The following is a 14,816-nucleotide window of genomic DNA, read 5'->3' as shown; positions in this document are numbered from 1 at the left end:
GTTCAATCCAGGCATGCCGTATAACGCGTGTGTGGCTTGGTTCGCGGGTCATTGGAGAACATGTGCCAAGCTTCATCGATTGTTTCGGGGTGGAACATCGGGAACTTGGAGGATGTCATGAAGTGTTGCCTGATGTACTGCCAATAGATGGCCTGAGGTCCCATTGCACGCTCAAGGAAACGATAGACTTCAGCCATCGTCCAGTAGTCAGCTACTTCAGATGGAAGCGATGCTCGCGTCTGTATAGGCTCGATGGCATCTCCGAAAGTAATAGTTGCTCGAAGATCCCGGTCAACAACGGAGATGGCTGGCAATATGCAACTTCCGGTTTTGCGCGCCATTGCGGCGGTTCCCAGCATGATGTGCAGGGGGCGCCCCAAAAATGGAATGCAATAGGTTTCTTCGCGAAAGCGGTGGACATCGGGCATCATGATGACAGCAGCTCTATTTTTCAGTGCGCGAAGCGCTATGCCTATCCCTCTGGCATTCGAGTGGATGATGCTCGCGCGGCATCCGGCGTGATTGAAGAGCCGGTGGTACAGGTCGTCGAACAATTCGTTGCCTGCATGGTTCTTTGGGTCGCCATAGAAGATGTAGATGTCACGCAGATGGCGAATGTGCTCCATCAGACGGACCGCAGACAGGATATAGTGGCCGTGATGCGGCAGTGCGATCACAACTCCCCTGTCGGCAGGGAGCTTTCCATCGATTGAGGAGTAGTCGGAACGGTCGATGCAGTGGACCGCCTCCAACAGTGACGGGCGGCAAAGGTCCGCCAACTGGGAGCTGATGGAAGCTTTCGATTGATACCAGCTGTAGTAGGAATCCATATCGAGTCCGCTGACTTCGCATGCGGAGAGGATGGCTTTCCTTTCCCTGTCGGAAAGGGTCAATCCAAGCTGTTGCTCTGTCTGGACGCTGTGCCGAAAGGTGGCCTCCGGGGCAGGCTGACGACTCTCATGTGCTTGACTTTCGTGCATCCTGGACCTCCTTTGCTGGCTGCGATGCGCGGTAGAGGTTCTTGAGTTGTCCATGGAGCCAATCGAAATGCTTGGGATTGAAGTCAGGATGCTTCCAGTACATGTGCATCAGAGCTGAGTGAAAGACACGCTGACGGAATCTGCTCTCGGCTAGCCGTGTAGCAGGCCATCGCTTTGTCTGAACGAGTTGCGCGAGCCAGTCTCCTCCAAGCTTCTGGTTGGAATCCAGATGGTTCGAAATAGTGCGCAGAACGGAAGTGATGGGTGAGCAGGGTGGCAATTTGATCGTGTCATCGCATGTGCCTGTCATGATTTGAAATTCGTGGATGCTGTTGAGGACTCCTTCCACCAGAGGCAGGTAGCGCTGCTGCCCGTGGTGGGACGTCAAGACAGGAGCGTCAAGGCTGGATGTAAGCTGGTCACTGAACACGATAATGGTGTGAATTCCCGCATCACCCTCCAGTTTGCGAAGCGCGTCGGATGGCGTTGTCGAGTAAGCGGGATCTGTGCCAATTATCTCGGTGATCAATCCCCTTCTGCGGAGTTCGATAGCGCGATTAATATTGGATCGAGTCGTCGCGGCAATGATTGCGGTCGATGATGATGTGTCGTTTGGTAAGGGGAATGTTCCATCGCATCGCATGCGGCTTTGTTCTGGGCTTTGTGCTATTCGGCTCATGCCGTCATGACTGCGAGTCATCGTGATTCTGATCCTGTTTGATAGTGTTGATGACACGCATCCACGCCGCGTGCCATCAACGGAGTCTGTCAGCGCTCTTCGTAATTGTTCGATCCGCAGCAGTCACTGCTGAATGCGGCTACTTTGATTTCGTCCACCTCGGTTTCAAACACTGCGTCGAGGGATCTTGCATTTGCGCTGGATGATTTCATCCATGCGGCGACGGCGTTTGGATCTGAAATGGTTGCGGATGCGTGCATGACTTATTTCCTTTTATAGGTGTGTGTTGATGACCCGGGCACATCCCTAGGTCGGCATCAAGAATGCGCCGTCCGTATGGCTACTTGCTGTCAGTGGTAGCGGGTTCGTTGCGTAGGACTTCTCTTTTAATTTCTGCATCAGTCTCGTAGTCGAGCAAGCTGCTCTGCGCGTTGTGTCCGTGGCTTGTTCTGATGCCTGGAGCTTCTCTTGAATGTCGGGGCCGGGGATGTAGCGCAGGGCGGCGTCGAGATCCTGGATCGGTTCGGCGCTCGCGTGTATCAATCAGACGAGGACGTGACTCAGGGAGCATCCTCGAGTGGGAGGCGATCACTGGATATTTCACGACTGGATGCGTTTGCATCGCGTGTCGGGGAGGTCATGGGTTGACGGTGCTACCATCCCCATTCGGTAGCTCGGAGAACGGTCTGTTCACCGTTTTGACATTGCCGTGCCGACCGTTGATCAGCAGACATGGGCTCGAGACTCTATCTGCACTATAGGAGCAGGTGATGCAGGTTCAATCGTGCTCAAAGACTCGGATGCACTTCCGTATCTTTCGTTGCCTATCGCTGGTGACGAGCCTTGTGACCGCTGTTCCAGCCATGGCGGACAATGGCGAGGTGAGCGGAACACGTGAGGGCTCACTTGAGCAGGTCATCCTGCTCAGCCGCCACAACCTGCGCGCGCCGGTGGTGGCGTCGGGCGCGCTGGCCAATGCCACTCCGGAGCGCTGGCCAGGCTGGGACGTGGGCGCAGGCGAGCTCACCACCAAAGGCGGCGTGCTGGAGGTCTACATGGGCCGTTACATGGGCCAGTGGCTGCGTCAGGCGCAGCTGTTGCCGGCTTCGGGTTGCCCGCAGCTGGCTGACTTCCACGCCCATGCCAACAGCCTTCAGCGCACCCAGGCCACCGCGCAGTTCTTCGTTGCCGGTGCCTTCCCGGGCTGTCATGTCGCGGTCGAGCAGCGCATGGCGCTGGGCACGATGGATCCGTTGTTCAATCCGGTGATCCACAACAGAGAGACGGTCTTCCGCGAGCGCGCACTGTCGGCAATGCAGCGAGCGCTGGCCGCATCGGAACTGGCACCGGCACTGTCCGTGGTGGAGCAGATCACCCGCTACCCGCAGTCGGCGGCCTGTGCGGGGCACAGCGAGTGCCATCTGATGCTGGCCGACACGATCTTCAATGCGGAACCGGGCAAGGAACCACGCGCGTCCGGTTCGCTGGCCCTGGCCAGCGGGTTGGTCGATGCCTTGTTGATGGAGCACTACCAGGGCAGTGGCATCCCCCGCGAAGGCTGGGGCCGGTTGACCACCGAGGCGCAATGGCAGGCGCTGGCGCAGATCCGCAACCGCTACCAGGACATCCTGTTCGGAACGCCCGAAGTGGCGCGCGATGTGGCCGCCCCGCTGCTGGCAAGAGTGAATGCGTTGTTCGAGGACCCGGCATCGCCAAAGGTGAGCCTGCTGGTCGGCCACGATTCCAACATCGGTTCAGTGCTGGTGGCGTTGGGAATCACGGACTACAGCCTACCGGGGCAGTACGAGAAGACGCCGATCGGCGGCCTGCTGCAGTTCGAGCGCTGGCGTGATCGTGGGGCCGGTGAAGTGCGTTACCGGTTGGTGTATGTCTATCCCACGCGCGAGCAGCTACGTGGTGCGATCCCGTTGACCGACGCACAGCCGCCGGGCCGGGTGGAGCTGATGCTGCCGGGCTGCGCGCAGTCGGGTTGCAGTGAAGCGCAGTTCAACAACCTGTTGCATTCACCTTGAATCCGGGATGGATGGTGGCGTCGCAGTGTGATGAGACGGAAGCAGCTTCGCGCCCCTTATGCTCGGATTCGAGTAGTCTCCAGCAATCACCCAAGCGATCCCGGTGAATCATGAACATCACGGACTTTCTTGTAATGGACGGCGATGGAGATGAAATATGGGCCGACCCCCATGGCAGCAACATTGCCTTTACGTTTTGATTGTGGATATCCGGTGGTGGCTGATGCCTCGGAGAACCAACGTGGGAGCGATGAGGATTGTCCCGCTGCGTGCCGCGGGTGTGGTGTGGAGTACTTCCTCGATTTGAGACTGGACTCGAGGAAGCTGTATATCCACATCGTCTGATTGAGTGGCGGCAGAAGCGGTGCGAACCAAGGTTCGCACCCACCAGGATGGCAGTTCGCAACCGCCAGAACAGAAAACGGCCCGGGTTTCCCCGAGCCGTTATCATTCAGCTCACACCGGCGCGATCACTCGATCGGCTGGTCCAGCATCAGCTGGCGGGCGAAACGCACCGGCGGTGCGCCGTAGGACAGCATCTGGTCGTGGTAGGTCTTGAGGTTGAACTTGTCGCCCAGCTTGTCCTGCATCGCCTTGCGGGTGTCGAAGTGTTCCTGCGCACCGACAAAGTAGGTCGGCAGCTGCGCCGAGGTCAGCTGTGCACGCACCCACTTGCCCGCCGCCTCGCTCTCTTGCTGGAACGCATCGTGGGTCATCAGGTGCATCGCCTTCTCGCGATCCCAGTTGTCCACGTGCACGCCCTGGTCGAGGATCGCGTTGGAGATCGTGCGCAGGTAGAACTTCAGCTGCACCAGGTGGAACAGCGGGTCGTTGTTGAGGTAGCCCTGCTCCTGCATCATGCGCTCGGTGTAGACCGCCCAGCCCTCGGCGAACAGGCCTGAACGCAGTACCGCACGCAGGGTGGAGGGGAACTTGGCCGAATGCCAGCCTTCCAGGTAATGGCCCGGGGTGCCTTCGTGGATGCTCAGCAGGTGGATCATGCGCGAGTTGTACTCACGCAGGAACGAGTCGACCTGCTTGTCGTTCCAGTCGTCCGGAATCGGCGACACGGCGTAGAAGGTCTTCAGGTTCTTGTCCAGCGGGCCCGGTGAATCGCAGTAGGCCACGGCCACGCCGCGCTGGAATTCCGGCATCAGGATGATGTCCACCGGCGCATCGGGCAGCGTCATCAGGTCGTGCTCGCGCACGAACGCGGTGGACTGCTCCAGTGCGGCCTTGGCATCGTCGACCACCTTGTCGCGTGCCGGCTTGTCGGCGTAGGCCAGTTCCAGCGCGGCCTCGATCGCCTTCTGCTGCTGCTCGTCGGTCGGCTGCGCCGGTATTTCCGGCGCACCCGGCTTGTCCTTCAGCACGGTCTGCGCGATGCCGTACATGTCTTCGCGCACGCGCTTGAGTTCGGCACGTGCACGCTCACCGATCTCCTGGCGCGACAGCGACGAGCTCAGCGCGAACTTCAGCTTCTGGTCGTACTTTTCCGCACCGATGCGGAAATCGCCCTTTGCGTTCGGCACCAGGGTCTTGTCCAGCCAGGTCTGCTGCTCGTCCACCGCCTTCTTCAGGCCGTCGATGGCCGCCTGCAGGCGCTGCTGGTCGGCCTGCGGCAGTTCACCGATGTGCGGGGTGATGAAGGTATCGACGATGCTGAGGATGCCCTTGTTCTGCTTGGCCACCGTCTCGGCGTGGATCTTCGGCACGCGCGCCGGATCCAGGTTCTCGCGGGCCTGGGCGAAGATCGCCGGCAGCTTTTCCATGCGCGCGGTGGCCGACTTCAGGCGCTCCGGCAGTGGCGCGAACTCGCGCGCCATCAGGCCGTAGATCGCGCTGCCGGCGATGCCGTTGTACAGCTGCGGGTCCCACTTGCCGGACTGAAGCACTTCGGCGTTCCAGATTTCCGACTGCAGCTGGTTGCGCAGGATCGCCGCGTCCACCTGGTTCTCGCGGCCCAGCTTGGCCACGTCGATCTTGTCCAGCTCGCCCAGCAGCGCCTTGTAGGCGGCCACGGTCTTCTGCTGGCCGGCGGCACTGAGGTCGTCCAGTTCGCTGTCGTAGCGGTGGTCACCGATCTGGGTGGCGCTGACCGGCGACAGCTGCATCCAGGTATCCAGCGCGCGCTTGGAGAGATCGGCGAAGGCGGCGTCGACCGCCGCGTCGCCGGCCTGCTGGCTGGCGGCCGGGGTGGAAGCGGTGGTCGGGGCGTCGGCCGGCTGGCAACCGGCCAGCGCGGCGACCAGGGCGAGGGCAAGAAGATGCGGGCGCATCGGCGTTCCTGTACGGGGTCAAACCCTGAGCATAGGGCCGCGTGGCTGCTTTGTCCCCGTGCCATAGGATTACCATGGGCGCAGACAAGGACCCTCCAAAGGAGCGCAGAACATGGAATACCAGGGAAGCTGCCATTGCGGCAGGATCGCATTCACGGTACATGCCGAGGCGCCGATCAGGGACGTCATCGACTGCAACTGCTCGATGTGCCGGCGTCGCGGCAGCCTGCTGTGGTTTGCCCCGCGTGCAGCGTTCCAGCTGACCACCGATCCGGCTGACGTGGCCACCTACCACTTCAACAAGGCCCACATCGACCATCACCACTGCCGCGAATGTGGCGTCGCCCCCTACAGCGAAGCGGTCGATCCGCGTAGCGGCACACCGATGGTGGCGGTGAACGTGCGCTGCGTGCCGCAAGTCGATCTGGCTGGCCTTTCGGTGACCTCCTACGACGGAGCCGCACTGTGACGGGCGCGCGCGCCTGGACGCGCAGCCTGGCGATGCCGGTGGTGCTGCTGGCATTGGCGGGCTGCGCCAAGCAGGGCGACATGGCCGCGGATGCGGGCGCCCCGGCCGCCGAAGCGGCCGTCGCGTCGCCAGAAGGTGCGTTCCTCGCCTATGAACATGACGTGCAGGTGCAGCTGGAGGCGGCAAAGATCGCGCCGCGCATCCAGCAGATCGCCCAAGCCTGCCAGAGCGCGAAGTTCGGCGACTGCGCGGTATTGCAGGTCGACCAGCGCAGTGGCGAGCAACCCAGCGGTGAGGTCAAGGTGCGCATCGCGCCGAAGGGCGCCGAGCCGCTGATCGCGATGGCCGGTGAGGGCGGAACGCTGCAGTCGCGCACCACCCGCGCCGAGGATCTGGCACAGGCCGTGGCAGACACGGCGCTGACCAAGGCGCGGCTTGAAAAGGAGCACGCCCGCCTGCTGTCCTACCAGGACCGCAAGGACCTGAAGATCGAAGATCTGATGGCGATCACCACGCGCCTGTCAGAGATCGAGGCGGGTGTCGAGCAGGCCAACAAGGACGCCGCGCAGCAGCGCCGGCGCATCGATACCCAGCTGGTGACGCTGCACTTCGAGACCACTTCGGGCCAACGCAGCCGAAGTGAGATCGGCGAGGCGCTGAGCGAGTCGGGCAGCATTCTCAGCACCAGCGTGGCGTTCCTGATTCGTGCTGTTGCCGCGCTGCTGCCGGTGGCGGTGCTGGCCCTGGTCGCAGCCTGGGGCGTGCGCGCATGGTGGCGTCGCCACCGTCGCAAGCTGCCGCCCAACCGCTGAGGTCAAGGCTGATGCCGGCAGCCCGCCGGCATCAGCCCTCGTCGGTTTCGTACTCGACGAACACATCCAGTTCCAGCGCCAGATCCTGCACGGCGTCGCGCACCTTCTGCGCGGTGCTTTCATTGCCCACTTCCACTTCCAGCTCGTGGATGCCCGGGCCGATGTCATCGGACAGCCCGGCCGAGCTGGAGTCGTCGTCGTCCATGTGCGGCATCAGGTCGTCGGTTTCCTCGACATGCTCGATGCCATCCAGGCCGAGCAGCAGGTCGCTGATGGCACGGGCGTCGTCTTCGGTTCCGGTAATGCGCAGTCGCAGCATGGCCATGGCGTAGGTACGTTGTGGAGTTGCCTGCAGCCTAGCCAGCATCGGGCAAAGAATGGGTGAGGGCGAAGTCAGGTGGGCGTGGCCGAGCGCCCGAGCAGGCTGTCCGGCAATGCCGGAATCGGTGTGCGTTCGTCCTGCGCCTGCTCCAGCAGCCAGTCGATGAACAGGCGTGCGGCCCGGCTGGGCGGTTGTCCTTCGGCATGCACTACGTGATACGCATAGCGCGCCTTCAGCGCCGGGCCGGGCAGGCGCACCACCTCGTAGCGCTGCAGGTAGGGCTGGGCGATGTGGGTGCGCGCCAGCACCGCGCCCATGCCATACACCGCTGCACGCATCGCGTCGGTGCTGTCGGCGAAGGTGTGCATGGGTGGCAGCGGCGACGGCGTGCGCACGCCGGCGTGGCGGAACCAGTCGCGCCAGCCCTGCGGCGACAGGTCGGTGAGCAGCGGCAGGTCGGCGATGCGCGCCGGATCGACCAGCGTTTCGACGCCGGCCAGTGCCGGTGAGGCGACCGGGAACAGGTAGTCATCCATCAGGTGCTGCGCACGCAGGCCGGGCCATTGGCCCAGGCCGTAGCGGATGCCCACTTCCGGGCCGTTGTCGTCATAGCGATCCAGCCCGCTGCCGGTATGCAGCTCGATGCGGATGTGCGGGTAGGCCTGGGTGAAGCGCGGCAGCCGTGGCAGCAGCCAGCAGTAGGACAGCGAGCGCAGCGTGGTGATGCGCAGCGGCACGCTGTCGGCATCCGGCTGCAGGTGATGGGCGACGGCCGCGACATCGGTGAAGGCGGCGCTGGCAGCGTCGGCCAGTTGCCGGCCCTCGGCAGTCAGGCGCACGCCGCGGGCGTGGCGCAGGAACAGCCGGGTTTCCAGCACTTCTTCCAGGCGGCGGACGTGGTGGCTGACCGCGCTGGCGGTCAGGTGCAGCTCCTGCGCGGCCTGGGCGAAGTTCTGGTGGCGCGCCGCGACCGCGAACACGGCCAGTGCGGGTAGCAGGGAAGGGCGTAGCAGCATGTCGAGCCTCAAACCATATTTGTGGCTGGCAGCGATACTACGCGCTTGTGCCGCGGGCGTCTGCGCCTGATCCTGTCCGCCTTGGCGAAGAATTGACGATGTACGGAGGCAAGGCATGAATGCGGTCCCACAGGCGGCCGAGCGCGATTGGCGCACGCCGCTGGAATTGACCCTGCTGGGCGCCATCTGGGGCTGCTCGTTCCTGTTCATGCGGGTGGCGGTGCCGTCGTTCGGCCCGTTCGCGCTGGTCGAGGTGCGGCTGGTGCTGGGTGCGCTGGTGCTGCTGCCGTTCCTGTGGCGCGCCCGCGCGCAGTTCCCGCCGCGGCGCTGGCTGTGGCTGGCGCCGATCGGCCTGATCAATTCGGCGCTGCCGTTCGTGCTGTTTGCCTATGCCGCCGAGCAGGCGCCGGCTGCGATCGGTGCGATCTGCAATGCGATGACGGTGCTGTTCGCCGCGCTGATCGCGTTCCTGTTCTTCGGCGAGAAGATCGGCATGCGCCGTGCCGGGGCGCTGCTGGTCGGCTTCGCCGGCGTGGTGGTGCTGGCCACGGCCAAGGTTTCCGGCCTGAGCATCGGCACCGCAGTGCTGGCCGGTGCGGCGGCATCGCTGCTGTACGGCCTGGGCGTGAACCTGGTGAAGCGGCACATGACCGGGTTGCCGTCGGCCGCCGCCGCGGCGGCAACGCTGTCCTGCGCCTCGCTGTGGATGCTGCCGATGGCGGTCAGCCACTGGCCGCAGGCGGCGATTCCGGCCAAGGCCTGGGGCGCGGCGATCGCCCTCGGCGTGGCCTGCACCGGGCTGGCGTTCCTGATGTTCTATCGCCTGATCGGCCGTATCGGCCCGTCGCGTGCGTCGACGGTGACCTACCTGATTCCGCTGTTCGGCGCGGCGTTCGCGTGGTTGTTCCTGGGGGAGGCGGTGACGGTACAGATGTTGGTGGCGGGGGCGTTGATTCTGGGGAGCGTGGCGGTGAGTCAGAAGGGCTGAGGCGTTGGCGTTTTGCGCGTGGCGCGTGCTGAAGGTGCTTCATTGTTCATGGGCGTCACTTTTCTTTTCGCGCGAAAAGAAAAGTAACCAAAAGAAACGCGCCGCCAGGTCGCGAGCCGCCGCGCTTCGCACGTCGGTCCCCTGCGCTTCTCGGTGAATCAGGGGACGGTGCCGAACTCGCTGCGCTCAGACATCGGCACCTCTTCGCCCCTGATTCCCCTGCGATGCTCGGCTTGCTCAAGGCGGATTCAAGATCAAGAGCCACAGCTGCACGACGATGCTTGGTAGTGCCGGGCCGGGCCCGGCGAGCGAAGCGAGCGCTTCTGCCTTTGATCTTGGATCCGCCTTGAGCGAGCCGAGCACCGCAGGTCCGGCGAGGGCGAAGAGGCGTGGGTGTCTGAGCGCAGCGAGTTCCCGCGCCGTCCCTCGACGGGCCGAGGAGCGCAGGGCACCGGTGCGCAGCACCGGCTCGCGGCCGGCGGAACGTTTCTTTTGGTTACTTTTCTTTGCGTACAAAGAAAAGTAACGCCCATGAACAGTGAAGCACCTTCAGCACGCGTCAAGCGCAGGAAACCATCAGCGCACCGGCACCGGAATATTGCACAGATCGATATGCCCGGCCGGACGCTTGTAGAAATCATCCACGCGATTGCGCCGCGCCTCCACCGTATCGGCGAAGGTCTTCGAATCGGTGCGCAGTACCTGGATCGGCGTGCGCTCGGCCGCCGGTACGTCGCTGGCGCGGCGGATCGATACGATCGGCGTGCGCAGCTTCGGGTCGGTGTAGAAGCCCATCGGCGCCGGTCCGCGCGGCGTTGCGCTCAGCAGCTCCATGCCCTTCAGCACGCGACCAACCAGCGTGATGTTGCGGTCCAGCTGGCGGGGTGACTGGCCGGTCACCACGTACAGTTCGGCGCCGATGCTGCTGTCTTCCTCGTTGCTGCGGCCGGCACCGAGCATGCCGTAGCAGTGCGCCAGCCAGGTCTTGCCGGCCTGCGGGTCTTGGCCGACCGGGAAGCCGTCGACGAAACCGGTCTGCGCGGCCCAGCCATCGCGGTCCGGCAGCACGCTCACCTTCAGGCCGGCGCTGGCGCGTTCGAACTCGGCCGGCAGCTTGCGCGCGGCGCTGCCGAACGGCTTGGCCTTGGCCGCGTCATCGGCGTCGGCATCGCCGAACTGCACCACGAAGTTGTCCTGCGAGCGGTAGATGCTGGTGCTGTCCCAGAAGTGCTCGTGGGCGAAGGTCTGGATGTTGGCGACATGGCGCGGGGCGAACTGCGGCGCCAGCTCGATGATCACCCGCCCAGCCGGCAGGTCCATGTACAGAAGGTTGGCCGGATCCGGCGTGCGCCAGTCGCTGGCGGCCGAAGCATCGAGGATCTGCTGCGGGCTGCGGTAGGGCGTGGCCGCGCTGGCCATGGCGGGCAACAGGCAGGCCAGGGCGAGGGCGGTCAGGGCAAGGCGGCGACGGTGCGGCATGGGAACCCCGGAACATGAACAAGGCTTCGATTCTGCGCGAGCCGCGCAGCCGCGCCAACCGGCAGAGTGACTAACGACACATTCGCTATACCGAACTTCGCACTACTGTGGACTTCAACGTAGTGGAGGGCCGGTCATGTCCGAGGACGATGTCCACCTGAAGAAGTTCCAGAAGGAGCTCAGCGCCGGAACGGTGTCGCTGGCCCTGCTGGCGGTGCTGGCCCGGGCCGGGGAGCCGCTGTACGGCTATCTCATTGCCAAGGAGCTGGAGCGGGTGGGCGAGGGCGTGCTGAGCGGCAAGCAGAGCGCGCTGTACCCGGTGCTGCGCAACCTGGAGGGCGCCGGGCTGCTGGAAAGCCATGTGGAGCCATCCAGCAGTGGTCCGCCCCGGCGCTACTACCGCATCAATGAACGTGGCCGCGAGGTGCTGGCGCAGTGGCGCCAAGCTTGGCAGGCCACCCGTGATTCCGTCGATTCCGTGTTGGAGGGGGTACCGCAATGAACGACCCGAGCCTGGCAGGCCGAGCCCTGCCGACCACCATCCCGCAGTATCTGGCGCAGTTGCGCGCGGCGCTGGAAGGTGCCGATCCGGCGATGGTGCAGGACGCGTTGTACGACGCCGAGGAATACCTGCGCTCGGAGCTGGCGGCGCAGCCCGGCCGCAGCGAAGCCGAGGTCATCGCCGACGTGGCCGGCAGCTATGGCGCCCCGGACGAAGTGGCCGAGATCTACCGCGAGACCGAAGTGACGGTGAACCGCGCGCTGCGTACGCCGCGTGCGGATACCGCGCCGGTGCTGCGTGCAGCGGCCGAAGCCAGTGGCGTCGAGCCGGCCTCACCGCCGCAGGCGCCGGTGCAGCGTTCGCTGCTGGCGCGCTTCTTCGGCGTGGTGACCGATCCGCACACCTACGGTGCGCTGTTCTACATGCTGCTGTCGCTGGCCACCGGCATCTTCTTCTTCACCTGGGTGGTGACCGGCCTGTCATTGTCGCTGGGCCTGCTGATCCTGATCATCGGCATTCCGCTGACCGTGCTGTTCTTCGGCTCGGTGCGCGGGCTGGCGCTGCTGGAAGGACGGCTGGTGGAAGCGCTGCTGGGCGAGCGCATGCCGCGCCGCCCGCGTTACACCGACCGCAGCCGCACCTGGCTGCAGCGCATCGGCGACATGTTCACCGATGGCCGTACCTGGCTGACCCTGCTGTACTTCGTGCTGATGCTGCCGCTGGGCGTGGTCTACTTCACCATCGCGGTGACGTTGCTGTCGCTGTCCCTGGGGTTCATCTGGGCACCGGTGGCCGCACTGTTCAGTGGTGACATTCCGGGCGTGTACGTCGACGGCGTGAACGTGTTGCCGATGGCCGCTTCGCCGCTGGTGGGCATCGTGATCGCCGCCGTGGGCGTACTGCTGCTGTTGTTGACCATGCACCTGGCACGCGGCGTCGGCAAACTGCATGGTCTGATCGCCAAGAACCTGCTGGTGCGGTTGTAAGCGGGAGCCCAGGCTTCGGTAGGTGCCAACCTTGGTTGGCACGATCGATCAGATGCCGGGATCCATGGTAGAGCGCCAACCAAGGTTGGCATCTACCAGGGCCTGGTTACCCCGCTTTTCGCCGCAACGGGGTGACGTTGCTCTTCTTCTTCGTAGCCTTCGCCGCCGGGGTTTCGGCATGCGCGGCGAAGAAGTCGCGTACCTTCGGGTACACCACTTCGCGCCAGCGACGGCCACTGAAGATGCCGTAGTGGCCGGCGCCTTCGACGATGAAATGCTCGCGGCGGTCAGCAGCAATGCCGGTGCACAGCGCCTGCGCGGCTTCGGTCTGGCCGAGGCCGGCGATGTCGTCCAGTTCGCCCTCGATGCTCAGCAGCGCGGTATCGCGGATCGCCGACGGGTCGACCTTCTCGCCATTGACCACCCACTCGCCACGCGGCAGCAGGAAGTCCTGGAACACCACGCGGATGGTGTCCAGGTAGTACTTGGCCGGCATGTCCAGCACCGCGTTGTACTCGTCGTAGAAGCGACGGTGCGCGTCGGCGTCTTCCAGGTCGCCCTTGACCAGGTCGGTGTAGAAATCCCAGTGCGAGCTGAAGTGGCGGCTCGGGTTCATCGACAGGAAGCCGGCGTGCTGCAGGAAGCCCGGATACACGCGGCGGCCGGCGCCGGGGTAACTGGCCGGCACGGTGTGGATGACGTTGTTCTCGAACCACGACAGCGGGTTCTGCGTGGCCAGGTTGTTCACTGCGGTCGGGCTGCAGCGCGCATCGATCGGGCCGCCCATCATCACCAGCGTGCGCGGCGTCGGCTCGCCACGGCTGGCCATCAGTGAAACCGCGGCCAGCACCGGCACGGTGGGCTGGCACACGCTGACCACGTGCAGGCGCTCGACACCCAGGTGGCGGATGAACTCCTGGATATAGGCGATGTAGTCGTCCAGGCCGAACTCGCCTTCGCTGGCCGGTACCATGCGCGCGTCAACCCAGTCGGTGACGTACACGCGGTGGTCGCGCAGGAGCGTGCGCACGGTATCGCGCAGCAGCGTGGCATGGTGGCCGGACAGCGGTGCCACCACCAGCACGAACGGCTGGTTGAGCATGGTGTGCAGCTGGTCGGCTTCATTGCTGTGGCGCTTGAAGCGTAGCAGCTTGCAGAACGGCTTGCTTACTTCCTCGTGCACGACGATCGGCACGCGCTCGCCTTCGACCTCGATTTCGTTGATGCCCCACTCGGGCTTCTCGTAATCCTTGCCGATGCGATGGAACAACTCGTTGACCGCCGCCAGGCGATCGGCACCCGGCATCTGCGACCACCAGTGGCCCGGGTTGGCGAAGAACTTGGCGTTGGCCTGGGCCTGGTGCACCCAGGGGGCAAGCAGGTTGCGGGTCAGTTCGTGCAGTTGATAGAGCATGACGACCGAATATGTATGGTCATATGTTGCCGCGCAGCATATCCCATCCGGGTGTCCCGCACGTTAAGTTGCCTGAAAATAATGAATCCGGATTCACATCCGTTCCAGCGCGGCGGCATCGCCTGCCAGGGCGGGGCCGAGCCAGCAGTGCGACCCCACCGGCTGCAGGCCGTGCCGGGCCAGCGTGCGGCGGTACCAGCGCGCCGGGCGGGCGTGGAAGCCCTCGTGGTCGCCGTCGAATTCATCCTCGGCGGCGAAGGTCTCCAGGAAGGCCACGCCACCGGTCAGCTCGGCCACCCCGGCCAGGCCGGCGCGCAGTTCACGGTCGGGCACGTAGTGCATCACGTCCGAGCACACCAGCAGGTCGACCGGGGCGCAGGGCCGCAGCCAGGCGAAATCACCGAAGGCGGCCAGGTGCAGGTTGCGGGTCCTGCCGTAGCGGCGCACAGCGTACTCGCTGCTGTCGAAGCCGAGATATTCGACCTTCGGACGCAGCTTCAGCAGCGGCGCGCGCCAGGCGCCTTCACCGCAGCCGATATCCAGCACGCTGCGGATCGGCCGCTCCAGGTAGTACTCGGCGCTGGCCACGGCCAACGCAACCTTGCGCGCCAGGCGGGCGCTGCCGCCGATGTCGGCACGGCGGTACCAGCGTTGGAAGTAGGCGGCGTCGTAGGTCTTGTCCATGGGGCGGTGCGCGATCGGGGAAAACGGCGCCTATCGTACGGTGTTGCGCCCCCGGGTGTGGCGGACCCGCAGTAGAGCCACGCCATGCGTGGCTGTCCTGATGCGGCGATTGGACGCGGCAGCCACCCAGGAGGTGGCTCTACTGCGACAATAGGCGCCCATCTACGCCAGCC

General features: G+C 64.4%; 15 protein-coding genes. 6 read left to right on the top strand and 9 right to left on the bottom strand.

What is annotated here, in order from left to right:
- Window positions 1-2 precede the first annotated feature (2 nt).
- The 3 genes from N5C25_RS03955 to N5C25_RS03945 form a co-directional block, all read right to left on the bottom strand.
- Entirely contained in the window at window positions 3-980 is a 978-nt protein-coding gene (locus N5C25_RS03955; protein WP_279936462.1) for a hypothetical protein, read from the bottom strand.
- A complete protein-coding gene (locus N5C25_RS03950; protein ID WP_279936461.1) occupies window positions 958-1,680 on the bottom strand; it encodes a hypothetical protein in 723 nt (240 codons plus the stop codon). Before N5C25_RS03950 ends, N5C25_RS03955 begins: the two co-directional genes overlap by 23 nt.
- A gap of 68 nt (window positions 1,681-1,748) precedes the next feature.
- Complete coding sequence (locus tag N5C25_RS03945; protein ID WP_279936460.1) at window positions 1,749-1,919, bottom strand: hypothetical protein; 171 nt, start codon at window positions 1,917-1,919, stop codon at window positions 1,749-1,751.
- A 603-nt stretch (window positions 1,920-2,522) separates the two neighbouring features.
- Here N5C25_RS03945 and agp point away from each other — a divergent pair.
- Window positions 2,523-3,692: a bifunctional glucose-1-phosphatase/inositol phosphatase gene (gene agp / locus N5C25_RS03940; protein ID WP_279936472.1), complete on the top strand. Its 1,170-nt coding sequence runs from the start codon at window positions 2,523-2,525 to the stop codon at window positions 3,690-3,692.
- Between the two features lie 470 nt (window positions 3,693-4,162).
- Here the strand turns inward: agp and N5C25_RS03935 are convergent, their stop codons facing one another.
- Window positions 4,163-5,971 carry a DUF885 domain-containing protein gene (locus tag N5C25_RS03935; protein ID WP_058983397.1) on the bottom strand — a complete coding sequence of 603 codons (1,809 nt, stop codon included), beginning with the start codon at window positions 5,969-5,971 and terminating at the stop codon, window positions 4,163-4,165.
- Window positions 5,972-6,083: 112 nt separating this feature from the next.
- Here N5C25_RS03935 and N5C25_RS03930 point away from each other — a divergent pair, with 112 nt between their 5' ends.
- Entirely contained in the window at window positions 6,084-6,440 is a 357-nt protein-coding gene (locus N5C25_RS03930; RefSeq protein WP_058983399.1) for a GFA family protein, read from the top strand.
- Between the two features lie 32 nt (window positions 6,441-6,472).
- Complete coding sequence (locus tag N5C25_RS03925; RefSeq protein WP_155030420.1) at window positions 6,473-7,252, top strand: DUF4349 domain-containing protein; 780 nt, start codon at window positions 6,473-6,475, stop codon at window positions 7,250-7,252.
- A gap of 31 nt (window positions 7,253-7,283) precedes the next feature.
- Here the strand turns inward: N5C25_RS03925 and N5C25_RS03920 are convergent, their stop codons facing one another.
- Complete coding sequence (locus N5C25_RS03920) at window positions 7,284-7,577, bottom strand: hypothetical protein (RefSeq protein WP_021203661.1); 294 nt, start codon at window positions 7,575-7,577, stop codon at window positions 7,284-7,286.
- 68 nt (window positions 7,578-7,645) lie between these two features.
- On the bottom strand, window positions 7,646-8,590 hold the full coding sequence (locus N5C25_RS03915) for a LysR substrate-binding domain-containing protein (protein ID WP_058983402.1): 945 nt from the start codon (window positions 8,588-8,590) through the stop codon (window positions 7,646-7,648).
- Window positions 8,591-8,705: 115 nt separating this feature from the next.
- On the opposite strand from N5C25_RS03915, the gene N5C25_RS03910 reads away from it, so the two are divergent.
- Complete coding sequence (locus N5C25_RS03910) at window positions 8,706-9,578, top strand: DMT family transporter (RefSeq protein ID WP_058983404.1); 873 nt, start codon at window positions 8,706-8,708, stop codon at window positions 9,576-9,578.
- 576 nt (window positions 9,579-10,154) lie between these two features.
- On the opposite strand, the gene N5C25_RS03905 is transcribed toward N5C25_RS03910, so the two are convergent.
- A complete protein-coding gene (locus tag N5C25_RS03905) occupies window positions 10,155-11,057 on the bottom strand; it encodes a peptidylprolyl isomerase (RefSeq protein WP_058983406.1) in 903 nt (300 codons plus the stop codon).
- Window positions 11,058-11,193: 136 nt separating this feature from the next.
- Here N5C25_RS03905 and N5C25_RS03900 point away from each other — a divergent pair, with 136 nt between their 5' ends.
- Both N5C25_RS03900 and N5C25_RS03895 read left to right on the top strand, forming a co-directional pair.
- Window positions 11,194-11,559, top strand: coding sequence for a PadR family transcriptional regulator (locus N5C25_RS03900; RefSeq protein ID WP_004150914.1), 366 nt, complete (start codon window positions 11,194-11,196; stop codon window positions 11,557-11,559).
- Window positions 11,556-12,545 carry a sensor domain-containing protein gene (locus N5C25_RS03895; RefSeq protein WP_019659138.1) on the top strand — a complete coding sequence of 330 codons (990 nt, stop codon included), beginning with the start codon at window positions 11,556-11,558 and terminating at the stop codon, window positions 12,543-12,545. The genes N5C25_RS03900 and N5C25_RS03895 overlap by 4 nt, the downstream gene beginning before the upstream one ends.
- A 106-nt stretch (window positions 12,546-12,651) precedes the next feature.
- Here N5C25_RS03895 and phaZ read toward each other — a convergent pair whose 3' ends face one another.
- Window positions 12,652-13,959, bottom strand: a complete 1,308-nt coding sequence (gene phaZ / locus N5C25_RS03890; protein ID WP_155029199.1) for a polyhydroxyalkanoate depolymerase — start codon at window positions 13,957-13,959, stop codon at window positions 12,652-12,654.
- A 93-nt stretch (window positions 13,960-14,052) separates the two neighbouring features.
- Window positions 14,053-14,643, bottom strand: a complete 591-nt coding sequence (locus N5C25_RS03885) for a class I SAM-dependent methyltransferase (protein ID WP_019659136.1) — start codon at window positions 14,641-14,643, stop codon at window positions 14,053-14,055.
- Between the last annotated feature and the right edge of the window lie 173 nt (window positions 14,644-14,816).

This window comes from Stenotrophomonas sp. GD03958, assembly GCF_029839005.1.
Lineage (GTDB): Bacteria > Pseudomonadota > Gammaproteobacteria > Xanthomonadales > Xanthomonadaceae > Stenotrophomonas > Stenotrophomonas hibiscicola.
This window is presented reverse-complemented; position numbering and strand designations above follow the sequence as displayed.

What these genes read in the sequence shown, in the direction of transcription:
- N5C25_RS03955 (WP_279936462.1), bottom strand. Translation starts at nt 980, where the DNA reads ATGCACGAAAGTCAAGCACATGAGAGTCGTCAGCCTGCCCCGGAGGCC.
- N5C25_RS03950 (WP_279936461.1), bottom strand. Translation starts at nt 1,680, where the DNA reads ATGACTCGCAGTCATGACGGCATGAGCCGAATAGCACAAAGCCCAGAA.
- N5C25_RS03945 (WP_279936460.1), bottom strand. Translation starts at nt 1,919, where the DNA reads ATGCACGCATCCGCAACCATTTCAGATCCAAACGCCGTCGCCGCATGG.
- agp (WP_279936472.1), top strand. Translation starts at nt 2,523, where the DNA reads ATGGCGGACAATGGCGAGGTGAGCGGAACACGTGAGGGCTCACTTGAG.
- N5C25_RS03935 (WP_058983397.1), bottom strand. Translation starts at nt 5,971, where the DNA reads ATGCGCCCGCATCTTCTTGCCCTCGCCCTGGTCGCCGCGCTGGCCGGT.
- N5C25_RS03930 (WP_058983399.1), top strand. Translation starts at nt 6,084, where the DNA reads ATGGAATACCAGGGAAGCTGCCATTGCGGCAGGATCGCATTCACGGTA.
- N5C25_RS03925 (WP_155030420.1), top strand. Translation starts at nt 6,473, where the DNA reads ATGCCGGTGGTGCTGCTGGCATTGGCGGGCTGCGCCAAGCAGGGCGAC.
- N5C25_RS03920 (WP_021203661.1), bottom strand. Translation starts at nt 7,577, where the DNA reads ATGGCCATGCTGCGACTGCGCATTACCGGAACCGAAGACGACGCCCGT.
- N5C25_RS03915 (WP_058983402.1), bottom strand. Translation starts at nt 8,590, where the DNA reads ATGCTGCTACGCCCTTCCCTGCTACCCGCACTGGCCGTGTTCGCGGTC.
- N5C25_RS03910 (WP_058983404.1), top strand. Translation starts at nt 8,706, where the DNA reads ATGAATGCGGTCCCACAGGCGGCCGAGCGCGATTGGCGCACGCCGCTG.
- N5C25_RS03905 (WP_058983406.1), bottom strand. Translation starts at nt 11,057, where the DNA reads ATGCCGCACCGTCGCCGCCTTGCCCTGACCGCCCTCGCCCTGGCCTGC.
- N5C25_RS03900 (WP_004150914.1), top strand. Translation starts at nt 11,194, where the DNA reads ATGTCCGAGGACGATGTCCACCTGAAGAAGTTCCAGAAGGAGCTCAGC.
- N5C25_RS03895 (WP_019659138.1), top strand. Translation starts at nt 11,556, where the DNA reads ATGAACGACCCGAGCCTGGCAGGCCGAGCCCTGCCGACCACCATCCCG.
- phaZ (WP_155029199.1), bottom strand. Translation starts at nt 13,959, where the DNA reads ATGCTCTATCAACTGCACGAACTGACCCGCAACCTGCTTGCCCCCTGG.
- N5C25_RS03885 (WP_019659136.1), bottom strand. Translation starts at nt 14,643, where the DNA reads ATGGACAAGACCTACGACGCCGCCTACTTCCAACGCTGGTACCGCCGT.